Below are 22,860 nucleotides of genomic sequence, written 5' to 3'. Positions count from 1 at the left end.
AAAATAATCTTTATGTGAAATGATCGGGGAGTGGTAATCATGAATAAAAGGGATTACTATGAAGTTCTTGGTGTCAGTAAAGGGGCATCCAAGGATGAATTAAAAAAGGCTTATCGAAAGCTATCCAAAAAATATCATCCAGACATTAATAAGGAACCAGATGCAGACGAGAAATTCAAAGAAGTGACAGAAGCTTATGAAGTTTTAAGTGATGATCAAAAACGGTCTCATTACGACCAGTTTGGCCATACCGATCCAAATCAAGGCTTTGGCGGCGGTGATTTTGGCGGCTTTGGCGGATTCGAAGATATTTTCAGCACATTCTTTGGAGGCGGGGGCTCGCGACGCCGGGATCCGAACGCACCAAGACAAGGGGCAGATCTGCAATATACAATGACCCTCTCCTTCGAAGATGCGGTTTTCGGCAAGGAGACTGAAATTGAAATTCCGCGTGAGGAAACATGTGAAACATGTAACGGATCAGGTGCGAAACCTGGTACAAAGCCTGAAACATGTGGGCATTGTCATGGTTCTGGTCAGCTGAATGTTGAGCAAAATACGCCATTTGGCAAAATTGTCAATCGAAGAGTTTGTCATCACTGTAGCGGAACAGGCAAGCAGATTAAACATAAATGTTCTACATGCGGTGGAGCCGGCAAAGTGAAAAAGCGCCGGAAGATTCAAGTGAAGATTCCAGCCGGGATTGATGATGGACAGCAGCTTCGCGTATCCGGACAGGGAGAACCAGGAATCAATGGCGGTCCTTCAGGAGATTTATACGTTGTGTTCCATGTCCGATCTCATGAGTTTTTTGAGCGTGATGGCGATGACGTTTATTGTGAAATGCCAATTACTTTTGTCCAGGCTTCTTTAGGGGATGAGGTGGAAGTTCCAACCCTATATGGCAAAATTAAATTAAAAGTTCCAGCGGGTACACAGACAGGTACAAAATTCCGCTTAAAAGATAAAGGGATTCAAAATGTTAGAGGTTACGGGAAAGGCGATCAGCATATAATTGTACGCATTATTACCCCTACAAAGCTAACAGAAAAGCAGAAACAGCTGCTTCATGAGTTTGCTGAGGTAAGTGGTCAAGTACCTCAAGGAGAACAAGAAGAAAGCTTTTTTGCGAAAGTGAAACGAGCATTTAAGGGCGATTAAAGGAAATGGAGTTGGTAGTAGTGAAATGGTCAGAAATCAGTATTCATACAACAAATGAGGCAGTGGAACCGATTTCGAATATTTTACATGAAGCCGGAGCAAGCGGAGTGGTGATTGAAGATCCTTTTGAACTTATAAAGGAAAGAAAGGATCAATTCGGCGAAATCTACCAACTCAACCCGCAGGACTATCCCGAAGAAGGGGTTATTGTCAAAGCATATTTGCCAGTTAACAGCTTTCTCGGTGAGACGGTAGATGAAATAAAAGAAGCAATTAGCAGTCTTGTTTTATATAATATTGATATTGGGAAAAATAATGTCAGTATCAGTGAAGTGAATGAAGAAGATTGGGCAACGGCTTGGAAGAAATATTACCATCCAGTGAAAATATCTGAGCGATTTACGATTGTTCCCACATGGGAAGAATATACGCCTGTTAATACCGATGAATTGATCATTGAGCTTGACCCAGGTATGGCGTTCGGAACGGGAACCCATCCAACAACCGTTATGTGTATTCAGGCCTTAGAAAGAATGGTGAAAAAAGGGGACTCCGTTATTGATGTTGGTACGGGTTCAGGCGTGTTAAGTATTGCGGCTGCTATGTTGGGTGCAGAGAAAGTAAGAGCTCTTGATTTGGACGAAGTAGCTGTTACCTCCGCACGGCTTAATATTGAGCTGAACAAAGTACATGATATTGTAGACGTGTCGCGAAACAACCTGCTTGATGGGGTGAACGAAGCGGTAGATGTCGTTGTTGCCAATATTTTGGCAGAAGTGATTCTCCGATTTACTAATGAAGTAGCTTCTATTGTAAAACCGGGTGGCTATTTCATTGCTTCAGGCATTATTCAGCAGAAGAAGCTGGATGTTAAAGAAGCGATAGCGGCTGCCGGCTTTGAAATTGAAGAAACCATTCAGATGGAAGACTGGGTAGCTATTATCGGAAAAAGAAAGCAATAGATTTTAAGGGGGAACAAAAAAACGTTCCCCCTTTTATCTGTTATCTCAATTACTCGGAAAGAGAGGTGTCATCGTTGCAGCGATATTTTGTCGAAAATCCTGCTATCGATAACCGCTTTATTATTTCAGGAGACGACCACCATCACATTGTCAGGGTTATGCGAATGAATGAAGGCGATCACATCATTTGTGTTGATCCTCTGAATAAAAGTGCGATCTGTTCAATTGCAGAAATTACCGATGACCATGTGAGAGTAAACATTGTACAATGGAACGAAGGGTCACCAGAGTTGCCTATAGACATAACAATTGTGAGCGGACTGCCTAAAGGGGATAAGCTTGAATGGATTGTCCAAAAAGGGACTGAGCTTGGTGCTCATAAGTTTATCCCTTTTATTTCAGCGCGTTCAGTAGTAAAATGGGATGAGAAAAAGGCTGCGAAAAAAGTCGAACGCTGGCAGAAAATTGCGAAAGAAGCAGCCGAACAGTCCCATCGCACACAACTTCCTGAAGTGATGAGCCCACAAAATTTAAAATCCCTTTTAAAAATAAGTGAGGATTTCGATTTTAAATTGATTGCTTTTGAGGAGGAAGCGAAACAAGGGGAAGCCTCTAACCTTTCAAAAACGTTGGCCAAAATGAAAAAAGGCCAATCATTAATCCTCATATTCGGACCTGAAGGCGGCCTTGCCGATCATGAAGTCTCGATATTAAAGGAAAGCGGCTTTCTTGCATGTGGATTGGGCCCAAGAATTTTAAGAACGGAAACGGCCCCGCTTTATGCACTATCAGCCGCATCCTATCATTTTGAACTAATGGAGTGAGTTTAATGCCTGCAGTTGCATTTCATACACTTGGTTGTAAGGTCAACCATTACGAAACAGAAGCGATCTGGCAATTATTTAAAGAAGCTGGCTACGACCGTGTTGATTTTGAATCGATGTCAGATGTGTATATTATCAACACTTGTACAGTAACAAATACAGGTGACAAAAAAAGCCGGCAGGTGATTCGAAGGGCAATCAGAAAAAACCCTGATGCTGTTATTTGTGTAACAGGATGCTACGCACAAACTTCACCGGCAGAAATTATGGCAATACCTGGAGTAGACATCGTTGTTGGTACACAAGACCGGGTAAAAATGCTTGAGTATATCGAACAATACAAGCAGGAGCGCCAGCCGATCAACGGGGTTGGCAACATCATGAAAAATCGTGTGTACGAAGAACTTGATGTTCCCGCTTTTACAGATCGAACACGTGCTTCACTTAAAATCCAAGAAGGCTGTAACAATTTCTGTACGTTCTGTATCATCCCATGGGCGCGCGGATTAATGAGATCAAGAGATCCGAAAGAGGTTATCCGTCAAGCACAGCAATTAGTTGATGCCGGCTACAAGGAAATTGTTTTAACAGGCATTCATACTGGCGGCTATGGCGAGGACATGAAAGACTACAACCTAGCTATGCTTTTAAGAGATTTAGAAGCCCAAGTACGCGGTTTAAAACGTCTTCGAATATCATCTATTGAAGCAAGCCAAATTACGGATGAAGTGATCAAAGTGATGGATCAGTCAAATGTCATTGTCAGACATCTTCATATCCCGCTTCAATCAGGATCAAATACCGTTCTAAAAAGAATGCGCAGAAAGTATACAATGGAGTTTTTCGGTGAGCGTTTGGACCGTCTGAAAGAAGCACTTCCAGGGTTAGCGGTCACTTCCGATGTCATCGTCGGTTTTCCTGGTGAAACAGAAGAAGAATTTATGGAAACTTACAATTTTATTAAAGAACATAAATTCTCTGAGCTTCATGTTTTTCCATATTCCAAGCGGACAGGAACCCCTGCAGCAAGAATGGAAGACCAAGTTGACGAAGAAGTGAAAAACGAACGTGTCCATCGTCTAATTGCTCTATCTGATCAGCTGGCAAAAGAATATGCATCACAGTTTGAAGGCGAGGTTCTTGAAGTTATTCCAGAAGAAGCTTTCAAAGATCAGCCAGATAACGAACTATATATTGGCTACACAGATAATTATTTGAAAATTGTTTTCCCTGCAACGGAAGAAATGATCGGCCAAATTGTAAAAGTCAAAATTACAAAAGCTGGTTATCCTTACAATGAAGGCCGGTTTGTCCGTGTTCTAGATGAACTAGTAAACAATAGCGAAGAAGAAGCGGCAGTATAAAGAGAAACTTCCATAAGTGGGGGGTTACTGCAAGTTAATCTGCGATAATTCCAACATGCAATAAAAAAGGAATTACCTTGATGGTAGTTCCTTTTTTAATGGGAAAAATTCATTTGGATAAACTAATCTTGCAAACGAACGAATAGATACGAAATACAACTCGATATTTTTTATTAAGAGTGGTATGATACAAGAGGTACGTACAACTTATTTGTTTTGAAGGGAGTCATATTAATGACAAATAATATAGCAAAAATGATCGATCATACATTACTCAAAGCTGATGCAACAAAAGGGCAAATTGAAGCAATTTGTGCAGAAGCGAAAGAATATAATTTTGCATCAGTGTGCGTAAATCCAACATGGGTAAAGCTTTCAAGTGAATTATTAAGCGGTACAGACGTAAAAGTATGTACAGTTATTGGTTTTCCACTAGGTGCTTCTACACCTGAAACAAAGGCATTTGAAACAAAAAATGCAATCGAAAATGGAGCAACAGAAGTAGATATGGTTATTAATATCGGAGCTTTAAAAGGCGGAGACAATGAATTGGTAGAAAGAGATATCCGTGCTGTTGCAGATGCAGCAAAAGGAAAGGCTCTATCAAAAGTAATTATTGAAACTTGCCTGCTTACGGAAGAAGAAAAAGTAAGAGCATGTGAATTATCTGTTAAAGCTGGAGCAGACTTTGTAAAAACTTCAACTGGTTTCTCAACAGGGGGAGCAACAGTTGAAGATATCACCCTGATGAGAAAGACAGTTGGCCCTAATATTGGTGTAAAAGCATCAGGCGGCGTTAGAAGTGCTGAAGATGCTCAGAAGATGATCGAAGCTGGAGCCACAAGAATCGGCGCAAGCTCAGGCGCAGCCATTGTCAATGGGTTAACAAGCGAATCTGACTATTAAGAAAGAAATGCCGGATAAAAATCCGGCATTTCTTTTTTTAAGGTGCCTGACACCGCTCGTGGACAAGACCACTAAAGTGTCTTTTGTACGAATACACTTTAGTGCTTAACGACCATGAATCCTCATAATTAACCTTCCAAATGAATTTGCAAAAGGAAGCACCATTAGGGATGAACTAACATTAAATAGGACACCGATATGTGCAAGCTGCACATCCGCCGCTGTCGATAGCTGTAGTCCAATTGAAGTTAATAGATTGATGAAAGGATAGAAAGCCATAACGCCGATTATATTTAGCCAAATATGTGCGTAAGCGGAAAGTCTAGCCTCTTTTCCTCCGCCTATTGATGCTAAAAAGACGTCCACACATGTCCCAATATTTGAACCAAGCATGATGGCGATTCCTGTATCAAGTTTAAAAGCCCCATCTGTCAGGAAGCCCATGATGATGCCGGTTGTGGCGGTACTAGATTGAATAATAGCCGTAATGAAGGTACCTGCAAGAATGCTCAAAAAGTGACTTTCTTTTAAATTTAGTAATAGTTGATCGACATACTCAATCGATCTTAACGGGCCCGCTAAATATTCAAATCCACCCATTGCCGCAAAAACAGCCGAAATACCTAGTAGAATTAATCCGATACTCTGCAAGTTTTTTCTTCCGGTTAAAAGGAAAACAGCTCCTAAAATTCCGATTGGAACGAGAAAAGCCTCAATATCAAATGTAATTAGTTCTGTCGTTACTGTCGTTCCTATATTCGTTCCTAAAATAATTCCGATTGATTGAGGAAAAGTTATTAGTCTTGCGGAAATAAGCCCAATCGCAATGATCATAACCGCCGAACTGCTTTGCAAAATACACGTAATCCCGATTCCGGCCAAAAGACCTTTCCAAGGAGTATCCGTCAATTTAGCCAGCCAAATTCTTAGGGAATCAGGGGATAAATTAAAAAGTCCGGTTCTTAGTAACACCATCCCGTAAATAAATAACCCAATTAATAAGATGAAAATAAATAGCTGGGTCAAGCCTTCACCCCCTAAATATATCATTATGGTTATTTAGGAGGTGACATGCCTTTTTTGTGAATTTAAGTCAAACTAATAGACGGGTCCCACGTTTTAAGTATTAAAATGTAAAAACAACCGCCATTACAGACGAATTACAGTTGACCTCGTTTCGCTGTTATATTATAATTGCAAGGTACATGGAAAACCATGTAGTTGATGTTAGTGTGTTGTGCTCGGAGGGAGGGAAAGAGAATGTCTAAAACCGTCGTTCGTAAAAACGAATCGCTTGAAGATGCTCTTCGTCGCTTCAAACGTACAGTTTCTAAAACTGGTACTTTACAAGAAGCTAGAAAGCGCGAATTCTACGAAAAACCAAGTATTAAACGTAAGAAAAAGTCTGAGGCTGCAAGAAAACGTAAGTTCTAAGAGAGGGTGTATGTATTGAGTCTTCTCGAACGTTTAAATGATGATATGAAACAAGCGATGAGGAACAAAGAAAAAGTGAAGCTCACTGTTATTCGGATGATTAAAGCTTCGATACAAAATGAAGCAATCAAGCTTGGAGCAGAGCTGACTGAAGAACAAGAGTTAACAGTCCTTTCTCGCGAAGTGAAACAACGCAAGGATTCCCTCCATGAATTTGATAAAGCAGGTCGTGAAGATCTTGTTGAAAAAATTCGTACGGAACTTCAGTACGTCGAATTATATATGCCTGAGCAGCTCTCAGAAGAAGAGGTTTCAAAAATCGTTCAAGAAACGATTGCTGAAACAGGTGCAAATTCCAAAGCTGATATGGGTAAAGTGATGGCTGCCATTATGCCGAAAGTAAAAGGTAAAGCAGATGGAGCACTTGTAAATAAACTTGTTCAACAACACCTTTCATAAAATCAAACTAAGTATAAAAGACCGAGAGCTCTTGCTACCGGTCTTTTTTATTTAGGAATATTTATTAGTATAATGTAAGAATTTCTTTGTAAAATTGGTATCTTTCATTTAACTATAGCGCAATTGTGGTTGTTTCCTTGTAAGTTAACGACAAAAGAAGCTATTATAGTATAAACAGGATTTAATTGGGCAAATCAAATTCCTTGGCGTATTTGCGCCCAGATTTTTACCTTAGATTGCTCGGTGAAAATCTGAGGCATCCGTCGGAGGCTTAACTTTATTCGGCCGGGGTTTGAACCACACTGAATTGAATACCTGTTTGCGTTCATCTCGCACTTATATCGTTTAGAAGCTTCTGCTGAATAATGTTAAAGCTTAAAACCTTTTTCATTTACAAACGTATTATCAAAGGGAGATCAAATGAGGGGAGGGGGATGGCTTGAATTTTATAAGGAATATTACGATTTTTTCATTTCTACTTGCAATTCTTTTAATGGCGGCCCCTTTTAATGGAAATGCGAAAAATGAAATTGTCTATGTTGTGCCAATCGAAGAAACTGTGGAAAAAGGGTTATATGCCTTTTTAAGCAGGGCTGTTCATACTGCGGAAGAGGAAAACGCTTCAGCCATTATTTTTGAAATAAACACTCCAGGTGGAGCAGTGGATGCCGCAGGGGACATAGGCAAATTATTAACTTCGACACAAATGAAAACGGTATCGTTCATTAATAACCGGGCTCTTTCGGCAGGTGCATATATTTCACTAAATACTGATGAAATTTATATGGTTCCGGGCTCTACTATGGGAGCGGCTGCCATCATTGACCAGCAGGGAAATACGGCTGGAAAGAAAGCTGAATCTTTTTGGTTTGCGGCGATGGAAAGTGCTGCAAAGCATAATAATAGAGACCCTATCTATGCTCTTGCAATGGCAGATGAATCCATTGATTTGCCTAATCTTCGTGCACCAAAGGGGAAATTATTGACGCTGACAGCTGATCAGGCACTAGAAGTTGGCTATTCAGAAGGAACGGTCAAAAACCTAGATGAATTGTTAACTGATCTTGGCTACGCGAATGCAGAGATTCTTACAGTGGAAGAAAGCTTTGCTGAGAAAATGGCCCGATTTATTACGCATCCTGTTGTCATACCAATCCTTCTTTCTATTGGCAGCTTAGGCCTTGTATTGGAATTATATTCTCCGGGCTTCGGGATCCCTGGGTTTATGGGTTTATCCGCACTGATTCTGTTTTTTTATGGGCATTTAGTTGCCGGATTAGCAGGATATGAAACGATTGTCTTATTTGTCCTTGGAATTGGGTTGATTATTGCAGAATTTTTTTTGCCTGGTGGAATTGCCGGGATATTGGGTGCCGCAGCCATAGTGGCCAGCTTATTTTTAGCTTCGGATAATGCCATTCATATGGGGATTTCATTATTAATTGCAATCGGTATTTCTATTTTAGCATCTATTTTAATGATAAAGGTGTTTGGTGGAAAAATGAAATTTTTCAAAAAGATCATATTAACTGATTCAACAACAACGGAAAAAGGGTATATATCAAACAAGAGCAGGACGGAGCTTATCGGTCTGGATGGATTTACGATGACAGATCTCCGGCCAGCTGGAACGGTCGTCCTTAATGATGAACATATCGATGTAGTCAGTGAGGGCGGATTTGTTCTAAAAGGAGCGAGAGTCAGAGTGATTAAAGCAGAAGGCTCACGTATTGTCGTTAGAGAAATTCCAAATTTAGAGAAATAAAACATTACTGGAGGAAATGAAATGTTAGATCCTACAACAATTATTTTACTCGTGGCCATTGTTATTGGCCTTATGTTATTGGGGGTATTATTTACATTCGTTCCGGTTATGCTGTGGATTTCAGCATTAGCTGCCGGAGTTAGAGTTAGTATCTTTACGTTAATCGGGATGAGATTACGCCGGGTTATTCCTAGCCGAGTCATTAATCCGTTAATTAAAGCGCACAAAGCAGGTTTGAATGTAACGACAAACCAATTAGAAAGCCACTTTTTAGCAGGTGGAAATGTGGATCGTGTTGTCAATGCTTTAATTGCTGCCCATCGTGCAAATATTGAATTAAGCTTTGAGCGTAGTGCGGCCATTGACTTAGCAGGTCGTGATGTGTTGGAAGCTGTTCAAATGAGTGTTAATCCAAAGGTTATTGAAACACCGTTTATCGCTGGTGTTGCGATGAATGGAATTGAGGTAAAGGCTAAAGCGAGAATTACCGTTAGAGCTAATATTGAACGCCTTGTCGGTGGTGCAGGTGAAGAAACTATTGTTGCCCGTGTTGGCGAAGGGATTGTTTCAACGATCGGTTCATCACAAGACCATAAAGATGTTCTTGAAACACCGGATATGATTTCTCGTACTGTTCTTGCTAAAGGTTTAGATGCTGGTACAGCGTTTGAAATTCTTTCGATCGATATCGCGGATGTTGATGTTGGTAAAAATATTGGGGCGAACTTACAAACAGAGCAGGCAGAAGCAGATAAAAAAATTGCCCAGGCAAAAGCAGAAGAACGTCGGGCAATGGCAGTAGCACAAGAGCAAGAAATGAAAGCCCGTGTTGAAGAAATGAAAGCAAAGGTTGTTGAAGCAGAAGCAAAAGTTCCGCTTGCTATGTCAGAAGCTCTTCGTTCCGGTAACATTGGTGTCATGGATTATATGAACATTAAAAATATTTCTGCTGATACGGATATGAGAGGTTCGATCGGAAAGCTATCTGGCGATCACACTGACGAACGTAAAAATGATTAATATTCCTACCTTAATGAAGGGAGGGTGTCTTTTTGAGAGTTTTATTCGAAAATCCAATTATTCTATTTTTAATTATCACAGCTATATCCACCCTTTTTAAAAAAAGGAAGGAGAAAGAGAATAATAATCGAAAAACCGCTCCAAATCAACAGCAGACTCCTATGCGACCTAGCACGGAAAAGCCAATTCAAGATCCGTACTTTGAAGCAAGGAAATTTGAAGATGAAGAAATTCAGGCTAGAAATGTCACTGATCTAATTGAAAAAGAGTATTTGGAAAAGAAAAAGCGGGCGGAAGCAAAAATAAAAGCTTTAAAGGAACAGCAAAGAAATGCTGAGAAAAAAGCGCAGGCAATACAGGCTACCGCACCAATAAGAACTTTGCAGCCGTCCTCTCCACTCGAAAGGGAGAATAAGGCTAACCAATCAACAAGAGAACAAAAACTCGTTGATGGAATCATCTGGTCAGAAATATTAGGGCCGCCGAGAGCAAGGAATCCTCACAGGTCGATTAAAGGAAAGTAAACAGGCTAATAAAACAAGTCCTAATAAGAAAAATAAGTGCTAGAACCTTCTTTCATTTCATACATATGAGATGAAGGGGGGTTCTTTTTTATGGCAAAAAAGTGGGGACAATTCGTCCGGAAATGGATGACTAATAACATGGAGCTTCCTCAAGATGTCATGATGGATTTACCCCGCGTTACGATGATCGGACAAATCCATATTTATATCGAGAACCACCGGGGATTACTAGCCTTCTCAGATAAAGAGCTAAGACTGCTGCTTAAGCAGGGGCAGCTGCTGATAAAAGGAAAATCATTTGTTATAAAAACGATCTTACCTGAGGAAATATTACTCGAAGGAACAATTGATCAAGTCACATATATTAATGAAAAGGTATAATTTTGTTTTTTTAGTGTACTCATAGAATCTATGCACTGTTTGAGGTCAGAGGTTCGACTAGAAGCAATCGATGATTCACCAAATTAATAAAATAAGTCTGCAATTGAACATTTAGGCAAGCGTCTTTATATACGGTTGAAACAAAGATAATCAGGGGGAAGGATATGAAGAATCTGTGGGTTGAATATTTTGGAGGTATCGTGACTGTAAGAACAAGCGGTACAGGAATTGAGCGTTTTATCAATTCACTGACAAGAAGTGGGATCCATATTTGGAATGTGAAAAGACATGGGAACCAAGCCGTAACTTTTAAAATGAAACTTATTGATGTGAAAAAAATTAGACAAGTTGTCAGGAACAGCGATTGTAAAGTCGAGTTCCTGCATCGGACAGGCATGCCATTTCAATTAAAAAAACTACTTAAAAATAGTGGGTTGGCCGTGGGTGCTACCGTTTTTTTTATTGTGATCATGCTTCTGTCCAATATGGTTTGGGGTATAGAAATCAAGGGAGCAGATCCTGCAACAGAGTATAAAATTCGTAAAGAACTTGATAGATTCGGCGTTCAAAGGGGGAAATTGCAATTTTTTATTGATAATGTTGAATCCATCCAACGGAAATTATCTAATAATATCCAGGAAATTACATGGGTAGGTGTGGAATTAAAAGGGACAACCTACCATCTTCAAGTCGTGGAAAAAAATGAGCCGCAGAAACCCGAATATTTTAGCCCTCGACATTTGGTGGCGAAAAAGAAGGCTGTGATTGTGGACATGTTTGTTGAAGAAGGACAGCCTTTAGTCAGTGTTAATGAGCATGTGCAGCCAGGACAGCTCCTTGTTTCCGGAATTATCGGAAAAGAGGGTCAAACAGAAATCGTTTCTGCAAAAGGAGAAATATTTGGAGAAACATGGTATATGTCACAAGTCGAACTTCCTCTTAAAAGTATCTTTCAAGTATTCAATGGCAATGAAAAGCGGAAACATTATATTGGGATTGGTCCTTTGCGAATACCCGTTTGGGGATTTGGCAAGGTGGAATATAAAGAGTTTGAAACAGAAACAAATGAAAAGAATATTCATTTTATCAAATGGAAGCTTCCTATTTCCTACTCAAATAAAACGATTAGAGAGAGAGAGCAGGTAACTAGAATCTACTCAAACGAAGAAGCCTTTGATGTGGCAAAAGAAATGGCGCGAAATGATATAAAAAGCAGGTTAAATGAAGATGCTAAAATTAAAGGTGAAAAAGTTTTACACAAGTCTGTAGAGAATGGTAAAGTAATCTTATCAATACATTTCCAAATTATTGAGAATATTGCAGAAGGACAACCTATTGTTCAAGGAGAAACAGAATGACAGAAGAGCTGAAGACAATGAATGTACAACTGGAAAACCCAAATGAAGCGATTGCGCTATTCGGAAATGCAGATGCCCACTTAAAAATGATCGAACAAGAATTGAATGTATCCATTATAACGAGAGGCGAATCTGTCTTTGTTTCCGGAAAAATGGAAAAGGTCGAAATTGTTGGCAACATATTGGCCGAATTATTAAAAGTAATTAGAAAAGGAATCACTATTAGCCAAAGAGATGTTTTGTATGCTCTGCAGTTGGCAAAAAAGGGAACCTTAGAATATTTTAGTGATTTATTTGATGAAGAAATCATTAAAAATGCAAAAGGAAAATCAATCAGGGTCAAAACGATCGGCCAAAGCCAATATATTCGGGCGATGAAAAAGAATGACCTTGTATTTGGTATCGGTCCAGCCGGAACAGGAAAAACCTATCTAGCTGTCGTCATGGCTGTGAATGCTTTAAAAAACGGTCAAGTAAAACGAATCATTCTTACACGGCCTGCTGTAGAAGCTGGAGAAAGCCTCGGTTTTTTACCAGGAGACTTAAAGGAAAAAGTAGATCCTTACTTAAGGCCGTTATATGACGCACTGCATGATATCTTTGGTGCAGAACATACACAAAGGTTAATTGAAAGAGGCACAATTGAAATTGCTCCTTTAGCTTATATGAGGGGAAGAACGCTTGATGATGCTTTCGTCATTTTGGATGAGGCTCAAAATACCACTCATGCGCAAATGAAAATGTTCCTAACCAGGCTTGGGTTTGGTTCTAAAATGGTCATTACCGGTGACAAAACCCAAGTGGACCTTCCTAAAGGAGCGAAATCAGGATTAATTGCCGGTGAGGAGATCTTAATGGGGGTAAAGGGGATCTCTTTTGTACATCTAGAAGAAAGTGATGTTGTCCGCCACCCTCTTGTTGCAAAAATCATTCGGGCATATGGACAAAGTGAAAGCTAAAACCGTCGGTATTACCGTACGGTTTTCTTTGTGGATCTTCTTGTGACGGACATTTTAACGCTCGATTCCTCTTAAGTAAAAATAAATGGGGATGCCAAAAAGAGGAAACAAGGGTAACCTAATAAAAACTTAGTTTTAAATCGTTAGTTTTTTGAGGATGCACTTTAACGGAAAAACTGATATCATTTTACATAATTAAGGATTAATATTTTAAGGAAATATGGTAAAACTAAATAGCTATATAAAATACACTGAGTGATTAATCGTAATTGGTGGCGCTAACACGATTATAATTTTTTATTAAGCTTATCTGGTTAACAATTAATTAGCCAAGATAGGAGGAGTTTAGTTGGGGCAACTTCAGCTATATATGGCAAAGATCAGAAATTTATTAGATGTGACTTTTTTTAGAGTCCTTTTATTTATTTTTCTTGGAATCATTATGTTTCTTGCGATGTTTAGCAATGTCAAACCGGAAAAATTGGATTTAAGTTTGTTTTCTGTTGCTGAACAAACAATTAGATCGCCAATCACTGTCGAAGATAAGGCTAACACGGAAAAGAGAAAAAAAGAAGCCGCAGACCATGTTCAGGATGTTTATGTAATCAAAAAGGAAATCACTCAAAACCGTGTCGATCTTATCACCTCTATTTTCGGATCTGCGACAGAAGTCAATGATGAGATTAGAGACGATTTGGAAGCAAAGCAGAAAGCTACATCGCAAGCGGAAGATGGAGAGAATGAAAACATTATTTCGGCAGAGCCCACCCCCGCTGATAAGTTATCACGTATGAAAGAAAAACTCACTGAGGATGTAACTAGAGAAATATCAGACCAAGCATTACTAGCTTTTGTTCAGGCCTCAAGAGATGAACTGGAAGTCGCAAAAGACTTGACCGTGACGGCTATAAATAATGTCATGAGTAAGCGGATACCTGCTGATGAGGTTGAAAATGGGAAAAAGCGTTTAGAGGAAGAGCTTAAGTTCACTAGTTTGAATATGGGGTTAAAAGCTGCAGCTATTGAGCTTGGAAGATACGCTATCACCCAAAATGAATTTTATGATCCAGTAGCAACTGAAGAGCTTCGGCAGCAGGCGATTGAGAGTATAGAACCGGTAAAAATCCTTCAAGGACAGATCATTGTCGAACAACAACAATTGATCAGCAGGGATGTTTATCGGCAGTTAGAGCTAATCGGTATGCTGGATAGCGTCAATTCCATTCAGCCCTTTATCGGACTATTTTTAATCATTATTATTATACTAGCTGCACTCTATTATTATTTTTATGAAATGAAGTTTCATTCTGAGGTGAAACAAAACTTTTTATTATTGTTTAGCATTATTTTTGCTTTATCATTATTAATAATGAAGAGCATAAGTTTCTTCCATGAAATAAAATATTCAGAGATCAGCTATATTTTTCCAGCAGCAATGGGTGCGATGTTAATAAAAATATTAATTGATGAACGAATGGCTGGATTGTTTACGATTATTATGGCTATTTGCGGAAGTATTATTTTTAATGAAGGGATTACTGGATCGCTTCATGTTTCGGCAGGCATTTATATCATTTGCAGTGGATATGCTGGGATTATGTTTTTAAGCAATCAAAATCACCGTTCAAAGATATTGCAGGCAGGGATGTTTGTAGCAGCTGTAAACATCATCGTCATCTTTTCGCTTATGTTATTGAGGAACAGCCAATTTGATGCGATTGAGTATGGTTTTTACTTTGTCATTGCTTTGATTTCCGGTATTACTTCAGCTGTTCTAGCGATTGGGCTGCTTCCGTTTTTTGAAGCGGGATTTGGTATTCTTTCGACGATGAAATTAATTGAGCTTTCAAATCCTAATCATCCGTTGCTTCGTAAAATCCTGACTGAAGCTCCGGGTACCTATCATCACAGTGTTATGGTTGCCAATTTGTCAGAATCAGCATGTGAAGCGATCGGCGGGAACGGATTGCTAGCAAGAGTTGGCTGTTATTATCATGATATTGGAAAAACGAAGCGGCCCCAGTTTTTTATTGAAAATCAAATAAATATTGAAAATCCGCATGACCGGCTTCCACCGCAAACGAGCAAAAATATTATTATCGCTCATGCAACAGATGGAGCAGAATTGCTAAGAAAACATAAGATGCCAAAGGAAATTGTCGATATTGCTGAGCAGCACCACGGAACTACTTTGTTAAAATATTTTTATCATAAAGCAAATCAAGATGGCCTCGAAGTGAGAGAAGAAGATTATCGCTATCCTGGTCCGAAAGCTCAAACAAAAGAAGCGGCAGTTATTGGGATTGCTGATAGTGTTGAGGCTGCAGTTCGTTCGATGTCCCACCCGACACCTGAACAGATTGAAGGCTTAGTTAGAAATATTATTGCTGATCGCCTCAATGACGGCCAGCTTAATGAATGTGATTTAACCTTGAAAGAACTTGAAACGGTTGCACACTCTTTTTGCGAAACGTTAAACGGAATTTTCCATTCTCGAATCGAGTATCCAGAAATGACTAAACAGAAGGTGAAGCAGGCATGAGTTTAAGTATTGATTTTTTAGATGAAACGAATGAGCTGACAGAGAAGGAAACAACACATATTGTCGAGCTTCTTAACTTGGCAGCTAAAATGGAAAAGGTAGAGCCGGAAAGTGAAGTTTCGATTACTTTTGTGAGCGATGAAAAAATCACCGAGATTAATAAAGAGTATCGAAATAAAGACAGTGTCACAGACGTCATTTCTTTTGCGATGGAAGAGATGGGAGAAGGAGAAATAGAACTTCATGGTCTTGATATGCCCCGAATATTAGGAGATATTATTATCTCGGTTGCAAAAGCAAAAGAACAGGCTGAAGAATACGGCCATTCCTTTATGCGTGAATTAGGGTTCCTGGCTGTGCATGGCTTTCTCCATCTTCTTGGTTATGATCATGAAACAACAGAAGAGGAAAAAGAAATGTTCTCCCGTCAGAAGGATATATTGGATGAATTCGGGCTCCGGCGTTAAGAAGCATCAGTTAATCAGGTCGTTCGGCTTTGCGATTTCTGGGATCAAATCAGCCGTGTTAAAAGAAAGAAATATGAAGATCCATCTATTGATTTCGATCGCAGTCATTGGTTTGGGGATATGGTTATCGTTGTCCACAGTTGAGTGGCTATTTGTTCTGTTTGCTATCGGAGGAATGCTATCACTAGAGCTGCTGAATACAGCGATCGAACGAGCAGTTGACCTTGTAACAGCGAAATACCACCCTCTGGCAAAGGAAGCAAAGGATATTGCGGCAGGGTCTGTACTCATTTACGCTTTATTGTCGGTCATTACTGGGTTGATCATTTTTCTCCCAAAAATTATTTTGCACTTTCATTAAATGAGAACTGTCCTTTGGGGCAGTTTTTCTGTTTATAATCACTATAGATCAAAACAATTTTAACAAGTGGAGCAAAATTATCCTTCGACCATTTGATAACAGTTCCTAAATTCGATAAAATGACAGAGCACCAAGAAATATCATGAATTAATTTTTAGAAAGTTCAAATTTTTACATTACATTTTTGCAACAATAGATGTATTTAATGTAAAAATGCGGTAAAATAAAAAGAAGCAACACCTTCTTTACTAGAAAGGAAGAACTACCTGTGAATGTTGAAACGCTAATCGAAGAAGCGAAAATAGCTATGAATAAAGCTTATGTTCCTTATTCAAAATTTAAAGTAGGAGCAGCGCTCCTAACAGAAGACGGTAAAGTATATCATGGATGCAATATTGAAAATGCCGCATATAGCATGACGAATTGTGCTGAGAGGACGGCAATTTTCAAAGCATACTCTGAAGGAGATAAAAAATTTGCAGCACTGGCTGTTGTTGCAGACACAGGCCGTCCTGTTCCCCCATGTGGCGCATGCCGTCAAGTCATCGCGGAATTATGTCCGAAAGAGATGAAGGTAATCTTAACGAATTTACAAGGGGATATTCAAGAGCTGACAGTTGAAGAACTATTGCCTGGCGCCTTTTCACCGGAGGATTTACATGAATAATACGACACAAGGGCATAAATCAGGATTTATTTCTATTATTGGAAGACCAAATGTTGGAAAGTCCACATTTTTAAATCGCGTTATTGGGCAGAAGATTGCCATCATGAGCGATAAGCCGCAGACGACAAGGAATAAAGTCCAAGGTGTTTTAACAACAAATGAGGCTCAATATATCTTTATCGACACACCTGGCATCCATAAACCAAAACATAAACTTGGCGACTTTATGATGAAAGTGGCCGTAAATACGCTGAAAGAAGTAGACGTTATCTTGTTTATGGTAAATGCTACTGAAGGCTTTGGCCGTGGTGAGGAGTTTATTCTAGAAAAATTTCAATCGGTCCGTACACCGATTTTCCTTGTCATAAATAAAATTGATCAGATTCATCCTGATGAACTTATGCCAATCATTGAATCATACAAAGAAAAATACGAATTCAGTGAAATTATTCCAATTTCCGCCCTTGAAGGAAATAATGTGGAAACGCTATTAGGGCAGATTTATAACTATATTCCAGAAGGGCCGCAATACTATCCAGCAGATCAAGTAACAGATCACCCTGAAAGATTTATTGTTTCAGAGCTGATCAGGGAAAAAGCTCTGCATCTAACTAGGGAAGAAATACCGCATTCTCTTGCAGTAGTCATTGATAAAATGGAGCGTAAGGATGAGAAGGATCTTGTTCATGTAATGGCTACGATTATTGTTGAACGGGATTCCCAAAAGGGGATTGTAATTGGAAAGCAAGGGAAAATGCTAAAGGAAATTGGGCAACGGGCGCGTCTCGATATTGAAAATCTCCTTGGGTCAAAAGTATTTTTAGAGGTTTGGGTAAAGGTACAGAAAGATTGGCGCAACAAAATGTCCCAGCTAAGGGATTTTGGTTTCCGTGAAGATGACTACTAAGAATAGCACGAGGCTAGACAATGAAAATTTATCAGCCCTATCTAAGCTATTACTAAATGTTAAAGAATATGTATGTTTTTGATTTACAATATTTTTCTCTTATGAAATTGCATTGACAGGCTATGATAATGGTAAGGATTTGGGATAAAGAAATTGCGTTGACTAACGGAAAGGTGGGGTTTTCGATGATGGATTTTACCTGGAAGGTTTTTTCACAGACAGGTAATATTGACACATATCTTCTTTTTAAGGAGCTAGAAATGGAAACTCGAGAAATACCTAGTAATCAAGACGCAGAATTAGCTGAAGTTGACTTTCCCATCTCATAGGTTTGTTTAATGTACAGGGATGGTGACTATGGTGCTTGAAAAATGTGAGGGCATCGTCATTAGAACAACAAATTATGGTGAAACGAATAAAATTGTCACTCTATATACACGTGAATGGGGGAAGGTTGGTGTGATGGCGCGTGGTGCAAAAAAGCCGAACAGCCGGCTCGCTGCTGTCACCCAGCTTTTTACATATGGTTATTTTTTAGTTCAAAAAGGCAGTGGTTTAGGCACGATGCAGCAAGGAGAAATGATTGCTTCCATGCGAGCAATAAGGGAAGATATTTTCCTTACTGCCTATGCAAGTTATATTGTTGATTTGACTGATAAAAGTACGGAAGATCGGAAGCCAAATCCTTTTCTTTTCGAATTAGTGCATCAAACATTAAACCTGGTCAATGAAGGGTTTGACGCTGAGATTATCAGCAATATTTTTGAAATGAAAATGTTGAACTCGCTCGGTCTTTATCCGGTTTTAAATCAATGTTCCGTTTGTGGAAGTGCAGACGGGCATTTTTCTTTTTCAATTCGTGAAGGAGGACTCATCTGTCACCGCTGTCTGGGAAAAGATCCATACCACTTCAAAATATCGCCAGCAACCGTAAAGCTTTTGCGGCTTTTTTACTTTTTTGATCTTGGCCGTTTAGGAAACATTTCTGTTAAGCCCGAAACAAAGGCAGAACTAAAAAAAGTGATCTCCGCTTATTATGATGAATATTCTGGGCTGAATTTAAAAACCAAAAAATTCATTAATCAAATGGCTAAATTCGATGGTCTATTCTGATTTTTTTTCCGAACTGACGTATACCCTATGAGATTGCTTTGATCACGAAATTTGGCGCTGATTAAAGTGGAATTCAGCATTTCTATTTGACAATTGATCACGTTTTCGCTATGATTCAAATTAATAAAATAGTTGCAGTGAAAGAGAAAAGTACTTAACTAACTCTATAGAAGCGAGCCTAGGACGGTGAGAGCTAGGTGATAGAGCGCTAAGGAAGGCACTCATGAGCAACATTGTCAAGGAATGACAATAAAGTGGCTGTGTTTTTAATCACAGCAAATAGGGTGGAACCGCGGGTATACTCTCGTCCCTATGCTTAAACGCATAGAGACGGGAGTTTTTTGTTTTTTCATTTATTTTAAAGAAAATGAAGGAAGGGTGTTTTATGAATATTCAAAACATGATATTAACTTTACAAAAACATTGGTCTGATTATGGCTGCATTTTAATGCAAGCTTATGATGTTGAAAAAGGGGCGGGAACAATGAGTCCTTATACGTTTCTGCGGGCAATTGGACCTGAGCCATGGAGTGTGGCTTATGTTGAGCCTTCCCGTCGTCCAGCTGATGGCCGGTATGGGGAAAACCCAAACCGTCTATACCAGCATCATCAATTCCAGGTTATTATGAAACCATCACCTGATAATATTCAAGAAATGTATTTAGACTCCCTCAGAGCCCTAGGTATCAACCCACTGGAGCATGATATTCGCTTTGTTGAAGACAATTGGGAAAATCCTTCTCTCGGTTGTGCAGGGCTCGGTTGGGAAGTATGGCTGGATGGCATGGAAATTACACAATTTACTTACTTCCAGCAAGTCGGGGGTCTTGAATGTAAACCAGTCTCTGTTGAAATCACATACGGAATTGAAAGGCTTGCTTCTTACATTCAGGATAAAGAAGATGTGTTTGATCTTGAATGGACGACTGGTTTTACGGTAAGGGATATTTTTATGCAGCCAGAGTATGAACATTCGAAATACACATTCGAAACATCAGATCCTGACATGCTTTTTAATCTGTTTACGATTTATGAAAAGGAAGCTCATCGGCAAATGGAAGAAGGGCTAGTACATCCAGCCTATGATTATGTGTTGAAATGCTCTCATGTTTTTAATCTTTTAGATGCAAGGGGCGCTATTTCAGTTACGGAAAGAACAGGATATATCGGGCGCTGCCGAAATTTGGCAAGAAAGATTGCAAAAACTTTCTACGAAGAACGTGAGAAGCTTGGCTTCCCTATATTGCAAGCAAAGGAGGAAGATATCAATGGCTAAAAGAGATCTCCTTTTAGAAATTGGCTTGGAGGAAATGCCGGCCAGATTTGTAACAAATTCAATGAACCAGCTATCAGAAAAAGTACAAGCATGGCTGCAAGAAAAGAAAATTTCTTTTGAAAAGATAACAGCTTTCTCTTCTCCACGCCGTTTAGCGGTGCTTGTGGAAGGAATAAATGAAGCACAGGAAGATATCCATGAAGAAGCAAAGGGCCCTGCTAGAAAAATTGCTTTAGACGAAAACGGAGGATGGACAAAAGCAGCGATCGGCTTCTGCCGCGGACAAGGGGTTAATGTCGAGGACATCTTTTTTAAAGAATTAAATGGTGTCGAATATGTTCATGTAAAAAAATTCACTAAAGGTCAAGAGACGAAAGCGTTATTACCAGAATTGCAACACCTCATTACTGCAATGACATTCCCCAAAAATATGCGCTGGGCAGATAAGGAACTTCGCTTTATTAGGCCGATTAAATGGATCGTTGCTTTATTTGGCGAAGAGATTATTCCATTCGCAATTACGACCGCTGAAGCATCTAACTGGACTTTAGGTCATCGTTTCCTAGGTGGGAAAATTGCGATCAATGAGCCAAAGGAATATGAAAAAGCTCTTCTTGAACAATATGTGATTGCTAATCCAGAGGAAAGAAAGAATGCGATTCGATCCCAATTAACTAAAATCGAAGAAGAAAATAACTGGGTTATTCCAGTTGATGAGGATCTATTAGAGGAAGTAAATAATCTTGTAGAATATCCAACTGCACTCTACGGCCAGTTTGAGGAGGAGTTTCTTGAAATTCCGGAAGAGGTCCTTATTACTTCGATGAAGGAGCATCAGCGATATTTTCCTGTGAAATCGGGTGACGGAAAGCTTCTCCCATTCTTTGTTACCGTTCGTAACGGAGGGCATGAACATCTTGAAAAAGTTGCAAAGGGAAATGAAAAGGTTTTAAGAGCAAGGCTTTCGGATGCAGCTTTCTTTTATAAAGAAGACCAAAAAACAACGATAGAAACGGCATTGGCAAAGTTAAAAACGATTGTTTATCATGAAGAAATCGGGACGCTTGCTGAAAAAGTTAGCCGGGTACGCAAGCTGACAAATGAAATGACTGAATTACTGCAATTCGGCAGTGAGGAAAAAATTTCTGCCGACAGAGCAGCTGAAATTTGCAAATTTGACCTTGTATCCAATATGGTTTATGAATTCCCAGAACTGCAAGGTTTTATGGGAGAAAAATACGCTCTGCAGAAGGGTGAAAAAGAAGCTGTTGCTAAAGCGATTAATGAACATTACATGCCAAGGAATGCTGAAGATCAAACACCTCGAAGCAACGTTGGAGCAGTCCTGTCGATCGCTGAGAAAATGGATACGATTGCCTCCTGTTTCGCCATTGGCATCATTCCAAGCGGTTCACAGGATCCTTACGCATTAAGACGCCAGGCGACAGGGATTGTCCAGATCCTTTTGAATAAAGAGTGGAATATACCATTGGAAGCTTTAATTAATGCCGCCTTGGATCAAGTAGAGGAAGCGGGAATTGCCAAGAAAGATAAAGAAGAAATGGCCAAAGAAATGATTTCGTTCTTTAAGTTGAGAATTAAATATATTCTTCAAGAAAAACATGTTCGATACGATTTAATCGAAGCTGTACTTGGAAATGAAATCGGGGCGCTGTCTTCACTTGTGAAAAGAGCGGAAATCCTTGAAGCAATGAAAGATACTGAAGGTTTTAAAGAAAGTATCGAGGCATTGAGCCGCATTTTAAATATTTCATCCAAAGTAGAAGAAGCTGGGGAAGTAAACCGCGATCTCTTTGAAAATGAATTTGAAATCAACCTTTACAATAAATACATGCTTGTAAGCGGGCAGCTGGAGAAAATAGTTACGGAAAAGGATATATACGATCTTCTTGTATCCATGAAGCCTGATATTGATCAATATTTCGACCATACGATGGTCATGGCAGAAAACATTGAAATCCGCCAAAATAGGCTGAATCAAATGGCCAAGATTGGGGAAATGATTAAGAAATTTGCTAATGTGAATGAAATTATCGTTAAATAAGCTTAATTTTTGCCTTTTCTTAGAATAGCCATTAAAATAAGTAAGAGCCTGTCCAAATGCAGACAGGCTCTTACACTTAATAATGGGATACACCTCAGTTGTTTGACCATAAACGATAATACATAGACTGCCAATTGATATTTACAAACTATACTTTTGGCTGTTTTCGTAAAGTTTGTTGCTGCTTTTATAATGTGAATTTTATTTAATAATCTGAGTTGGTTGGAGCGGAGGGCACTTGACTCCTGCGGGAATCAACGGGCAAACTTTGAAGGCTAAAACAACAATATATGCGAAAAAAGCCATTCTTTTTATATAATTTAATTGGTAAATAATAAACTTTAA

23 protein-coding genes and 1 other annotated feature are annotated in these 22,860 nt (G+C 39.3%); of the genes, 22 read left to right on the top strand and 1 reads right to left on the bottom strand.

The features are described from left to right. The first annotated feature begins 39 nt into the window (after positions 1 to 39). The 5 genes from dnaJ (at position 40) to deoC (ending at position 5,217) form a co-directional block, all read left to right on the top strand. Entirely contained in the window at positions 40 to 1,161 is a 1,122-nt protein-coding gene (dnaJ, locus tag BGM26_RS10670; protein ID WP_217039793.1) for a molecular chaperone DnaJ, read from the top strand. Positions 1,162 to 1,181: 20 nt separating this feature from the next. Further along, positions 1,182 to 2,123: a 50S ribosomal protein L11 methyltransferase gene (prmA, locus tag BGM26_RS10665; protein WP_217039792.1), complete on the top strand. Its 942-nt coding sequence runs from the start codon at positions 1,182 to 1,184 to the stop codon at positions 2,121 to 2,123. 74 nt (positions 2,124 to 2,197) lie between these two features. After that, positions 2,198 to 2,947 carry a 16S rRNA (uracil(1498)-N(3))-methyltransferase gene (locus tag BGM26_RS10660; RefSeq protein WP_217039791.1) on the top strand — a complete coding sequence of 250 codons (750 nt, stop codon included), beginning with the start codon at positions 2,198 to 2,200 and terminating at the stop codon, positions 2,945 to 2,947. A gap of 5 nt (positions 2,948 to 2,952) precedes the next feature. Next, entirely contained in the window at positions 2,953 to 4,311 is a 1,359-nt protein-coding gene (gene mtaB / locus BGM26_RS10655) for a tRNA (N(6)-L-threonylcarbamoyladenosine(37)-C(2))-methylthiotransferase MtaB (protein ID WP_217039790.1), read from the top strand. Positions 4,312 to 4,545: 234 nt separating this feature from the next. After that, complete coding sequence (deoC, locus tag BGM26_RS10650) at positions 4,546 to 5,217, top strand: deoxyribose-phosphate aldolase (RefSeq protein WP_217039789.1); 672 nt, start codon at positions 4,546 to 4,548, stop codon at positions 5,215 to 5,217. A 105-nt stretch (positions 5,218 to 5,322) separates the two neighbouring features. Here the strand turns inward: deoC and BGM26_RS10645 are convergent, their stop codons facing one another. Further along, positions 5,323 to 6,243, bottom strand: coding sequence for a Na/Pi symporter (locus tag BGM26_RS10645; RefSeq protein WP_217039788.1), 921 nt, complete (start codon positions 6,241 to 6,243; stop codon positions 5,323 to 5,325). A 234-nt stretch (positions 6,244 to 6,477) separates the two neighbouring features. On the opposite strand from BGM26_RS10645, the gene rpsU reads away from it, so the two are divergent. The 17 genes from rpsU to glyS all read left to right on the top strand — a co-directional run bounded on the left by rpsU (position 6,478) and on the right by glyS (position 22,515). Next, positions 6,478 to 6,651: a 30S ribosomal protein S21 gene (rpsU, locus tag BGM26_RS10640; RefSeq protein WP_217039787.1), complete on the top strand. Its 174-nt coding sequence runs from the start codon at positions 6,478 to 6,480 to the stop codon at positions 6,649 to 6,651. A gap of 15 nt (positions 6,652 to 6,666) precedes the next feature. Next, positions 6,667 to 7,110: a GatB/YqeY domain-containing protein gene (locus BGM26_RS10635; RefSeq protein WP_217039786.1), complete on the top strand. Its 444-nt coding sequence runs from the start codon at positions 6,667 to 6,669 to the stop codon at positions 7,108 to 7,110. A gap of 493 nt (positions 7,111 to 7,603) precedes the next feature. Next, positions 7,604 to 8,875: an NfeD family protein gene (locus tag BGM26_RS10630; protein WP_217040748.1), complete on the top strand. Its 1,272-nt coding sequence runs from the start codon at positions 7,604 to 7,606 to the stop codon at positions 8,873 to 8,875. Positions 8,876 to 8,896: 21 nt separating this feature from the next. Further along, on the top strand, positions 8,897 to 9,895 hold the full coding sequence (gene floA, locus BGM26_RS10625; protein WP_217039785.1) for a flotillin-like protein FloA: 999 nt from the start codon (positions 8,897 to 8,899) through the stop codon (positions 9,893 to 9,895). Positions 9,896 to 9,927: 32 nt separating this feature from the next. Then, entirely contained in the window at positions 9,928 to 10,419 is a 492-nt protein-coding gene (locus BGM26_RS10620) for a hypothetical protein (RefSeq protein WP_217039784.1), read from the top strand. A 90-nt stretch (positions 10,420 to 10,509) separates the two neighbouring features. Beyond that, positions 10,510 to 10,800, top strand: a complete 291-nt coding sequence (gene yqfC, locus BGM26_RS10615) for a sporulation protein YqfC (protein WP_217039783.1) — start codon at positions 10,510 to 10,512, stop codon at positions 10,798 to 10,800. Between the two features lie 164 nt (positions 10,801 to 10,964). After that, entirely contained in the window at positions 10,965 to 12,158 is a 1,194-nt protein-coding gene (gene yqfD, locus BGM26_RS10610; protein ID WP_217039782.1) for a sporulation protein YqfD, read from the top strand. Further along, the gene (locus BGM26_RS10605; RefSeq protein WP_217039781.1) at positions 12,155 to 13,117 is read left to right on the top strand and encodes a PhoH family protein; all 963 of its coding nucleotides are present in this window, start codon (positions 12,155 to 12,157) and stop codon (positions 13,115 to 13,117) included. Before yqfD ends, BGM26_RS10605 begins: the two co-directional genes overlap by 4 nt. A 370-nt stretch (positions 13,118 to 13,487) precedes the next feature. Further along, positions 13,488 to 15,659 (top strand): HD family phosphohydrolase, encoded by a 2,172-nt coding sequence (locus BGM26_RS10600; protein ID WP_217040747.1) that lies wholly within the window; start codon positions 13,488 to 13,490, stop codon positions 15,657 to 15,659. Continuing rightward, on the top strand, positions 15,656 to 16,126 hold the full coding sequence (ybeY, locus tag BGM26_RS10595; protein WP_217039780.1) for an rRNA maturation RNase YbeY: 471 nt from the start codon (positions 15,656 to 15,658) through the stop codon (positions 16,124 to 16,126). The genes BGM26_RS10600 and ybeY overlap by 4 nt, the downstream gene beginning before the upstream one ends. Further along, positions 16,104 to 16,487 (top strand): diacylglycerol kinase family protein, encoded by a 384-nt coding sequence (locus BGM26_RS10590; RefSeq protein ID WP_217039779.1) that lies wholly within the window; start codon positions 16,104 to 16,106, stop codon positions 16,485 to 16,487. Before ybeY ends, BGM26_RS10590 begins: the two co-directional genes overlap by 23 nt. A 268-nt stretch (positions 16,488 to 16,755) precedes the next feature. Then, entirely contained in the window at positions 16,756 to 17,154 is a 399-nt protein-coding gene (locus BGM26_RS10585; RefSeq protein WP_217039778.1) for a cytidine deaminase, read from the top strand. Next, positions 17,147 to 18,061 (top strand): GTPase Era, encoded by a 915-nt coding sequence (gene era, locus BGM26_RS10580; protein WP_217039777.1) that lies wholly within the window; start codon positions 17,147 to 17,149, stop codon positions 18,059 to 18,061. Before BGM26_RS10585 ends, era begins: the two co-directional genes overlap by 8 nt. Before the next feature lie 185 nt (positions 18,062 to 18,246). Further along, entirely contained in the window at positions 18,247 to 18,390 is a 144-nt protein-coding gene (locus tag BGM26_RS10575; RefSeq protein ID WP_217039776.1) for a YqzL family protein, read from the top strand. A gap of 31 nt (positions 18,391 to 18,421) precedes the next feature. Further along, a complete protein-coding gene (gene recO / locus BGM26_RS10570) occupies positions 18,422 to 19,174 on the top strand; it encodes a DNA repair protein RecO (protein WP_217040746.1) in 753 nt (250 codons plus the stop codon). A gap of 128 nt (positions 19,175 to 19,302) precedes the next feature. Next, positions 19,303 to 19,489 (top strand) — a binding site (T-box leader). A gap of 70 nt (positions 19,490 to 19,559) precedes the next feature. Continuing rightward, complete coding sequence (gene glyQ / locus BGM26_RS10565) at positions 19,560 to 20,450, top strand: glycine--tRNA ligase subunit alpha (protein WP_217039775.1); 891 nt, start codon at positions 19,560 to 19,562, stop codon at positions 20,448 to 20,450. After that, complete coding sequence (gene glyS / locus BGM26_RS10560) at positions 20,443 to 22,515, top strand: glycine--tRNA ligase subunit beta (RefSeq protein WP_217039774.1); 2,073 nt, start codon at positions 20,443 to 20,445, stop codon at positions 22,513 to 22,515. Before glyQ ends, glyS begins: the two co-directional genes overlap by 8 nt. The last annotated feature ends 345 nt before the right edge of the window (positions 22,516 to 22,860 follow it).

This window comes from Bacillus sp. FJAT-29790 (assembly GCF_019039215.1).
Taxonomy (GTDB): Bacteria; Bacillota; Bacilli; order Bacillales; family Cytobacillaceae; genus Cytobacillus.
Note: the sequence above shows the minus strand (reverse complement) of the source record. Positions and strands in the feature narration are given on the sequence as shown.

Bases quoted from the DNA above. Each gene is read 5' to 3' on its own strand.
- dnaJ (WP_217039793.1), top strand. From the start codon at position 40: ATGAATAAAAGGGATTACTATGAAGTTCTTGGTGTCAGTAAAGGGGCA.
- mtaB (WP_217039790.1), top strand. From the start codon at position 2,953: ATGCCTGCAGTTGCATTTCATACACTTGGTTGTAAGGTCAACCATTAC.
- deoC (WP_217039789.1), top strand. From the start codon at position 4,546: ATGACAAATAATATAGCAAAAATGATCGATCATACATTACTCAAAGCT.
- rpsU (WP_217039787.1), top strand. From the start codon at position 6,478: ATGTCTAAAACCGTCGTTCGTAAAAACGAATCGCTTGAAGATGCTCTT.
- BGM26_RS10630 (WP_217040748.1), top strand. From the start codon at position 7,604: ATGGCGGCCCCTTTTAATGGAAATGCGAAAAATGAAATTGTCTATGTT.
- floA (WP_217039785.1), top strand. From the start codon at position 8,897: ATGTTAGATCCTACAACAATTATTTTACTCGTGGCCATTGTTATTGGC.
- yqfC (WP_217039783.1), top strand. From the start codon at position 10,510: ATGGCAAAAAAGTGGGGACAATTCGTCCGGAAATGGATGACTAATAAC.
- yqfD (WP_217039782.1), top strand. From the start codon at position 10,965: ATGAAGAATCTGTGGGTTGAATATTTTGGAGGTATCGTGACTGTAAGA.
- BGM26_RS10605 (WP_217039781.1), top strand. From the start codon at position 12,155: ATGACAGAAGAGCTGAAGACAATGAATGTACAACTGGAAAACCCAAAT.
- BGM26_RS10600 (WP_217040747.1), top strand. From the start codon at position 13,488: ATGGCAAAGATCAGAAATTTATTAGATGTGACTTTTTTTAGAGTCCTT.
- ybeY (WP_217039780.1), top strand. From the start codon at position 15,656: ATGAGTTTAAGTATTGATTTTTTAGATGAAACGAATGAGCTGACAGAG.
- BGM26_RS10590 (WP_217039779.1), top strand. From the start codon at position 16,104: ATGAATTCGGGCTCCGGCGTTAAGAAGCATCAGTTAATCAGGTCGTTC.
- era (WP_217039777.1), top strand. From the start codon at position 17,147: ATGAATAATACGACACAAGGGCATAAATCAGGATTTATTTCTATTATT.
- BGM26_RS10575 (WP_217039776.1), top strand. From the start codon at position 18,247: ATGATGGATTTTACCTGGAAGGTTTTTTCACAGACAGGTAATATTGAC.
- glyQ (WP_217039775.1), top strand. From the start codon at position 19,560: ATGAATATTCAAAACATGATATTAACTTTACAAAAACATTGGTCTGAT.
- glyS (WP_217039774.1), top strand. From the start codon at position 20,443: ATGGCTAAAAGAGATCTCCTTTTAGAAATTGGCTTGGAGGAAATGCCG.